This is a genomic window from Corynebacterium neomassiliense, from assembly GCF_900626215.1.
Lineage (GTDB): Bacteria > Actinomycetota > Actinomycetes > Mycobacteriales > Mycobacteriaceae > Corynebacterium > Corynebacterium neomassiliense.
In genome coordinates, this window is sequence record NZ_LR131106.1 from 2,254,975 (window position 1) to 2,263,299 (window position 8,325).

Sequence of the window (8,325 nt, forward strand, 5' to 3'; positions counted from 1 at the left end):
CCTGTCCGCCCCGGCGGCGGTGTCACCAGATCGTGACCCGCCTGTCCTCGTCAAGCCACATGCCGTCGCCGGGGGCGACGTCAAAGGCCTCGTAGAATTCCGCGACATTACGCGCGACCACATTGCACCGGAACTCGCCCGGCGAATGCGGGTCGGTCGCGATGTACTGGGCGGCCATCTGCGGCCGGATCGCCGTCTGCCAGATCCTCGCCCACCTCAGGAAGAAACGCTGCAGCACGGTGTACCGGGTGTCCGGGTCAGCATCCGGGATCCCCTCCACCGTCGCGGTCGGTGCGGTGTCCACAGTCAGTCCCTGCCCGGCCAGCCACCTCTTCAGCGCGACGACGGCGATGCCCAGTCCGCCGAGGTCGCCGATGTTCTCACCGAGGGTGAACCGGCCGTTGACCTTGTGCGCGGTCTGGCCGCGGTCGACGAGCCCGGTGGGGACGAGACCGTCGTACTGGGCGACGAGCCTGTCGGTCAGGCTGGTGAACGCCTTCCGGTCCGCGTCACTCCACCAGTCGTTGAGGTTTCCCTGCCCGTCATACCTGGAGCCCTGGTCATCGAAACCGTGCCCGATCTCGTGCCCGATGACCGCCCCGATCGCACCGAAATTCCCGGCCATGTCGGCGTCCGGGTCGAAGAACGGCGGGCGCAGAATCGCCGCAGGGAAGGTGATGTCGTTGCGGACGGGATTGTAGAAGGCGTTCACCGTCTGTGGCGTGGTGAACCACAGGTCAGGATCGGAGGGCCTGCCGAGCTTGGAGACCTCGAACTCGTGGTTGAACCGGGTGACTGTCCGGTAGTTGGCAAGCAGGTCGGCCCCGGCCGAACTGAACTCCACACCGGAGAAGTCCCGCCATACGTCCGGGTAGCCGATCCGGGCGCGGAAGGTCGAGAGCTTCTCCAGAGCCTTCTCCCGGGTCTCCGGGGTCATCCACTGCAGTTCGCTGATTCTCTCCCGGTATGCGGCGAGGAGATGGTCGACGAGCTCCTCCATCTGCTTCTTGTGTGCCGGCGGGAAGTGCCTCTCCACGAACACCCTGCCCACTTCTTCACCGATGGTGCCGTTGACCAGGGACAGGCCCCGCTTCCACCGGTCGCGCTGCTCGGTGGCCCCGGAGAGGGTGCGACCGTAGAAGTCGAAGGACGCCGCGGAAATCTCCCTCGTCAGCAGACTGGCCCGGGCGGTGACGACCCTCCAGTAGGCCCACAGTTTCCACTCGTCGAGGTCGTGGGACCGGTAACCGTCGCCGCCGGGACCGTCGGGGACCATGGTCGCCACATGCTCCAGGTAGTCGGGCTGGCTGACGATCACCACCGGGGCGTTCTCCGGGGTGATACCCACCCCGCGGAGCCAGTCGGCGAAGGGGAATGCGGTCGGCAGGGCGTCATGGGCGGTGGGATTGTAGGTCTTCTCGGCGTCCCGGCTGGCCACCGTGTCCCAGTGGCCTTTCGCCAGGTCAGTCTCGAAGGCGATGAGTGCGTCTGCGGCATCCGCGGCGGCGTCGGGTCCCGTGCCCGCGAACCTGCCGGGGCGTTGCCGGGACTCGGTCAGTTCGAGGAACCGGGCGACGAACCCCCGGTACGCGGTGCGGGTCTCAGCGTGCTGGTCCTCACGGTAGTAGGCCTCGTCGGGCAGGCCCAGTCCACTCTGGACCAGGTAGGGGACCTCGGTGCCGGGTCCGTCCCCGGAACCTCCGGCGTCCTTCTCGGTCCAGAACCCCACGACACCGCCGACTCCGCTGCGGTCCAGGTCCGCCAGGGCGGCGACCAGGGAGTCGAGGTCCTCCGCGTCACGGACGGGGTCGAGGTCGGCGTCCAGTACCCCCAGGCCGGCCTGTTCGATGCCGTTGTCGCCGTCCTCGTCCATGAAGGAGTGGAAGAGTGCCCCGATGCGGGTGTCCGGCGAGGCCTCCTCCACGACGGCTTTCACGTCCAGTTCGGCACGGTCACGCAGGGCGTGGAAGGTGCCGTCCACGGCCCGGTCGGCGGGAATCTCGTGGGAGGAGAGCCAGGGGCCGTTGACGTGCCGGTACAGGTCGTCCGCCGCACGGGGGGTGGGGCGGGGCGCCTCGGTGATGTTGTCGGGGACAGGGGTGGCTACGGGGTCAGTCATGGCCACCACTGTAGGTCAGGTCAGTTCATGTCGAACTTCATCGGCCCGTTGAACCACAGTCCGCTGCGGCTGACGGTCTCGGAGTCCACCTCCGCGGTCTTCGGGGTTTCACCGGTCGATGACGTGAAGACCGTCAGTTTCGACAGCACACCCCAGTCCCGCTGCCAGTCGTCCTGGAGGTACGTCGGCATCTCCTCGGCTCTGGTGGTCATCTGCATCAGTCCGCCGGCACCGCCGCCGTAGTAGCTCTGGACGGGCGAGTGCTCCTTCTTCGCCGTGTGGTCCGGGGAGATCTGGAACTGGGCGATCTCGGCGACGCCGGCACGGTGGTCGAACGGGCGCTGGCAGGGGAACTGCAGCGGGGTACCCCAGTCGATCAGGGCGGGCACGTCGGGGGTGACGATGTCGTTCATGTCCACCAGGGTGGGCACCCGTGGCGGGGTGAAGGCGAGCCACTGGTTCGGGGTGACGTTCCGGTCCTCGGCGACGATCCGGACGACGTCGGCGTCCGCCGGTATCTGGTCCATGGGGACCCGCAGGTTGCGCCACTGGGGGGAGGTCTCGATGTCCATCGGGACGATCTCGCCCATGACCTCGAAGGAGTTCTCCCCGGTGCCGCCGGTGGACCGGCCGTACTCCACGGTGATGTCCTGGCCGTACTTGTAGACGCCGTTGATGTCGTTGTGGGCGACGATGCCTGCCGCTGAGATGACCAGCAGTGGAGCGTCCGCGCGCCGTTCCGGCAGGGTGTACCACGAGGTGGTGGTCCCGGCGACCTCCTGGAGGCCGTCGGTGTAGGAACCGACGACCGGGACCCGGCTGCGGTCGATCCCGAAGGGCAGGGTCGCGTAGGACCCGTTGACGCCCACGGTGGCCTGCAGTCCGCCGGAGGTCCCGTCCCCGTTGGTGGCCTCATCGGAGCTCCCGAAGGTGCCGCTGGTCGTCGCGGCGGTGGCCGGTGACCCGGTGCCGGAGTCGTCCCCGTCGTCCTCGAGGTCGGCGGGAATGTTGTTGGGGTCGAATCCGCGCGTGGAGCTGTCCACGAGGGAGTCCCTGAGATCCCGGCCGTCAGCGGGGGTGAGGAAGGAACTGTTCGTGTCGGACTCGACACGGACGTCGGAGGCGAGGTTGCAGGTGTCTCCGGCGAGGGCCTCGACATTGCCCTTGCCCACGGTGTACGCCGGCCACTGGGCCAGGAAGCCCTTGCCGAGCGAGGCCAGGTTGAACAGGACGACCACGGAGGTCAGGACGGCGATGGGTGCCGCGGCGACCTTGGTCAGCCGGCGGGCCTCCGCGGAGTTCTCGTCGGCGACCTCGGCCAGTTCCGACGCCGTGGTGGCGTTCGCCTCACGGATGTCGGAGCGGAAACCGACGAGGACGCCGAAGAACATGACCAGCACCGACAGCACCATCATCACCGTGGACGCCTCGATGCCTCCGATCTGGATCGATTTGTCGAACCAGGGGACCCCGAAGCTGGAGATGTACCACCAGCCGTTGGTTCCGGAGAGGCAGAAGGCGAACAGCAGGAGAGTGGCGCCGAGGAAGACGATCCGGTTACGTGCCGACCTCATCGCCAGGGTGGACGCCGCCACCGCTGCGAGTGCGGCGAGTCCGGCGGCGAGTCCGGCGTACACCCCGAAGTGGTGCGTCCACTTCGTGGGCGTGAAGGTCATGAAGAACATGGTGCCGATCACCACGAGGGTGAGGCGGACGGCGGGACCGTTGGCGGTGCCGGGGATCCGGCGGTTGCGCAGCATCGAGGCGATGACCACGCCCAGGCAGAAGATCATCATCAGCACGCTGAACCGGCGGGGGAAGGAGCCGTCGACCGTCTGTTTCAGCAGTTCGGTGTAGCGGACCGGTTCGTCGTACCAGGACAGTGCCGGTCCGACGGCACTGCGCACCCGGATCGCCTCGATGACGGTCCGGAGGGTCTGGTCACCGAAGACGCAGATGAGCACGGCGGTGCCGGCGGCGAGGAACGGTGCGACCTGCGCCAGAACCGCCCCGGCGATGCGCCACCTCGACGCTCCCTTCGGGGCGCCCAGTCCGGGCAGCCGACGTATGACGATCCGTATCAGACCGGACAGGGCGGCCAGCAGGGCGGCGACGGCCATCAGACCGGTGGGACCTGCGGCGAGGGAGAGGGACGCCACAATCACACCGAACGCGGCCGGCAGGAGCCTGCTCGTGGCGATCGCACGTTCCATGCACACCCAGGTCAGCAGTGCTCCGAGGGCGATGACCGGCTCGGGCCGGGTCCCGTTGTTGAATGTCATCCAGAACACGAGGAACACTGCGGCGGCGGTCCAGTGGGCGACCTTCCGACGGTTCAGCGGCGCCCCGAGCCGGGGCAGCACCTCCCGGGACAGCAGCATCCAGACGAGGAAACCGGCAATGAGTTCCGGCAGCCTGATCCAGATCGATGCGCTGGAGACGTGGGTCATCAGCGCCAGCAGGTCGTAGTAGGGCGCCCCGAACGGTGACTCCGGTACGCCGAACCACCGGTAGTAGTTGGCCATGTAGCCGGATTCGACACTGACCCTCGCCATGGTAAGCAGGTAGCCGTCGTCGGAGGTGTTGGCGCCGATGAAGTACCAGACCAGGAGGACGACGCCGACCACGGCGTCCAGCCAGCGGGGACGCCACCAGTTCTCCGGGAGGAAGCGGTGACGCGTCTTCGTCTTCCCGTCGAGACAGTCCATCCGGTGGAGGGCGGCGAGGGAGATGACGGTGAAGATGAGGCCGAGCAGTGCCGCCGTGTACTTCGTGACGGACGGCGAGGAGGTGAACCGGGAGTCGACGGTCACGTCGACCTTGAGGCCGGCGTTGACGGCGTCCTGCGTGTTCTCCGGGGTGTCCGCCATTTCGGTGTAGATACCCGTGAGCATCGGACGCATGTCCTTGATGTCTGCGCCCTCCAGGGCCTCACCGTCGGGGCCGACGAGGGCTGCGCCGTCGGGGTCACCGGGGTCGGTTCCCTCGGCGGGGATCCAGGCGCGGGACTTCGTGAAGTCCGAGTACACCCGCAGCACCGAACCGTCCGGCAGGGAGTTGACCGTGTCCTGGTCGAGGGTGAGCAGCACCGAGTTGCGGTTGACCACGTCCAGCCCGTTCGGGGTGGAGCGGACGAACAGACCGCGCAGGGTCTGGTCCTCGGAGTCCTCCGGGACCGTGGACAGCACCGTGGTCTGGCGGGGGTTGAGGTCACGGACCTCGGACACCGGGAGGGTGATGTCCAGCTTCTCCGGCTGGTATGCCATCAGCGGTGAGGTGACGCTGCGCAGGTCACCACCCTGCGGCCAGGAGTAGCTGGTCTGGTCCTGCTGGACCGGGAGCACCGGCAGCAGGCAGAACATCAGCATGCCGAGCAGACCCGACACGATCGCGGTGAGCTTCAGCCGGGACGGGTTACCCGACGTGGCTGACCGTGAGGGGGACGCGTCGGGGGAAACTTCATCGACTCGTGACATAGGTGGACATGTTACGGCAGGAAGTCAGGGGCGACGAAGCGGACGGAACGGGGTGTCGGCCGCAGTCACCGGGAACGGACCACGACGACGAGGTCCCCGACCTGGGTCAGCTCCCAGGGAGAGGTGGTGGTCCCTGAACCGGAACCGGACCCGGATCCTGAACCGGTCCCCGTGGGGGAGAAGGCGCTGCCGGGGAACTCGACGTCCCGGAAGCGGACGTTCGGTTCATTCGGGAAGATGTCGTCGACCATGTGGAACACGAGGGACCCGTCGACGACGGTGCGGTCACCGTCCCGGGTGAGGGTGCCGTGGAGGAGAAGGGCGTCGGGCGCCTTCCAGCCGTGGTCCTGTTCGGCACGGTCCATGGCCCTGACGAGGGCGTCGGGGTCGGTGATCCGCGACCAGGACTCGATCTCCGCGTTACGGGCGTCGAACATCCCCAGGGGGTTGGCGTAGTGGGCGGTGAGCGCCTGGTAGCCGTGGTACGGGTAGTAGGACATGAAGTTCGGCTCGTCGGTGAGCACCACGTGGGAGCTGCGGTCGTCGCCGAGGGACCGGCGCAGGATCTCGTCGACGGTGCCGAATTCCGCGGACCGGTCCGGGGCCTGGCCGTCGGCCCGCACCCCGTCACCGTCGGTGTCGGTGTACGCGATGTCGAACAGGGCACGGTCCTGGTGGTCGCGGAACTCGGAGGGGACCCGGGCGATCAGGGCGGTGGTGGCCACGCCGAACAGCACCAGGGCCACGGGGACGGTGCGGCGCAGCAGCCCGGGGAAGGATGTCAGACCGGGAAGGTCGCGCAGGCCGGGGCGGGAGAACAGTGACGGCAGGTTGTGCCACAGCTCGGACAGGGCCAGGACGCCGCCCGTGGCCAGGATGAGCACCAGCGGGGACTCCACCCGGAATCCCAGCAGCGTGGTCCCGGCGAGGGGGGCGGTCATGGACAGCAGCATCCACAGGTAGCAGGTGACGACACCCGCGCCGAGGGCGAGGGCTGTCCGCTGCCGCCGGCGGACGACGAGCCACACGAGACAGATGAGACTGAGTACCCCCAGCAGGCTGACCTCGAAGAACGGGAAGGGAAGCTCCGTCCCCGCCTCAGGAAGGTAGTGCTGGGCCCGTCCGCGGACCACGCCTCCCGGGCCGTCCCCTGCGTCGGAGGTCAGGACCCGGTAGAGGTACGGGGCCCAGCCGACTAGGGCGACCGCCACCGCGGTCACCCCGGTGACGACCAGACGGACCAGCGGGGCGGACGCCGCGGACCTGTCCCTGCCCCTGTCCCCGCTCCTGCCCCTGTCCCCGCTCCGGCCTCGGGCACGCCACGCGGCGGCGAGTGCGATGACGACCACGGACAGTGCACTGACCGCGGTGAACAGGGTGTAGGTGTTGGCGGACACGCCGAGGAAGAGTCCCAGTCCTGCCATGGACAGGCGACTGCCGTGCACCGCCCGGTCCGCGAGCAGGAGAGCGGCGGGCATCCCGAGCGCGACCACGGCGGAATAGGGTTCCTCAGGAGCGGTGGCCAGCAGTACGGCGGTGGACACGAACGCCACGAGTACACCCTGGAGGAGTGATCCGGTGAGTCTCTGCCAGACCGGGACGAGGACGGCCGCCGCCGCGGCGATCGTCGCGAGTGCCCAGGGCTGGTAGGCGGCCCACCCTTCAAGACCGGTGATCCTCGCGAAGAAACCGCCGGTGAGGAACCACAGGCGCGGGTAGAACCCGGGGATGTCGGCGTAGGTCATGTCCCCGTAGCCGGGGGTGTCCGTCATCCTGGTGAGCAGCTGGGTCCGGAACGCCTGGTCCACTCCGCTGCCGCCGAGGTAGAGCCTGGTGGAGGCCAGCGGCACGGCGAGGATCGCCACGACCAGTCCGGCGGGGGCGGCCCAGGCGAGGATTTCGCGGAGTGCCGCGGACACCCGTCCCCGGCGGTCTGCGGACCTGCTCGCGGTGCCGTCCCCGGTGCGCAGGACGTGGAGGAGAACCACAGTGGCGGTCACGACCACGACAGTGGTGACGGTGGACAGTCCGCGCAGGACGTTGGATGTGGTGAAGGCGGGGAGGGTGGCGTGGTGGAGCAGGTACCAGGCGCAGAGGGTCAGCAGCGCACCGGTCGCACCTGCCGCCGCCGTCCGGCCGAGGAACGGCAGCAGACCGGACGGCGGGCGGGTGGTGGAGTCTGTCATGCCCGGAATCTTCTCACACCGGGCGTCCGACTCACCGTTTACGGGGGTTGAGCAGGATGCCGCGGATACCGGAGTGGAAGCCGTCCCGCAGCCTCACCCGCTGGTTCTCGGTGAGGGTGAACTCGTGGAGTGTCTCACAGGCGAACTGCACGAGCGGCCTGTCTATGGACGGAGGCAGTCCGCCCCCCGAGAGGATGTGGACGTCCTGCCGCTGGTCGGCGGTGGCTGCGTGCTCGTACCACCAGACCGCGTACTGCTGGCCGACGTCGAAGGGACTCTGTTCCCCGGCGGTCTGCCAGATTTCGGTGGGCAGGGGGATGTACCTGCTGCGGGGACGCCGTCGTGGCGCCATCATCGACGGATTCGGTCGCGCGGGTTCGTCGTCGGAGGATTCCGGTGCGGCACCGGGCGTCAACGGGGCAGGGTCGGCGGGTTCACCGGTACGTTCCCGGGACCCCTGTTTCGGTTCCACCGGAGCCCCGGGGGAAGGGAGGACGCCGGCAGCGAGATCTGCCGGGCTCTTATACCCATCTGACGCTGCCGC

At 68.4% G+C, this 8,325-nt stretch carries 3 protein-coding genes, 1 pseudogene and 1 other annotated feature (1 of these 5 only partly in view); all 4 genes and pseudogenes read right to left on the minus strand.

Annotation, left to right across the window (positions count from 1 at the left end):
- Positions 1-22: 22 nt before the first annotated feature.
- On the minus strand, positions 23-2,119 hold the full coding sequence (locus tag E0E18_RS09895; protein ID WP_130840576.1) for a M13 family metallopeptidase: 2,097 nt from the start codon (positions 2,117-2,119) through the stop codon (positions 23-25).
- A gap of 20 nt (positions 2,120-2,139) precedes the next feature.
- The gene (locus E0E18_RS09900) at positions 2,140-5,595 is read right to left on the minus strand and encodes an arabinosyltransferase domain-containing protein (RefSeq protein ID WP_130840577.1); all 3,456 of its coding nucleotides are present in this window, start codon (positions 5,593-5,595) and stop codon (positions 2,140-2,142) included.
- Between the two features lie 65 nt (positions 5,596-5,660).
- Complete coding sequence (locus tag E0E18_RS09905; RefSeq protein WP_130840579.1) at positions 5,661-7,781, minus strand: arabinofuranosyltransferase; 2,121 nt, start codon at positions 7,779-7,781, stop codon at positions 5,661-5,663.
- A gap of 31 nt (positions 7,782-7,812) precedes the next feature.
- Positions 7,813-8,151, minus strand: a pseudogene (locus tag E0E18_RS09910) (NYN domain-containing protein); the annotation flags it as partial.
- 128 nt (positions 8,152-8,279) lie between these two features.
- Positions 8,280-8,325, plus strand: a sequence feature (23S ribosomal RNA rRNA prediction is too short); it runs 515 nt beyond the window's last position.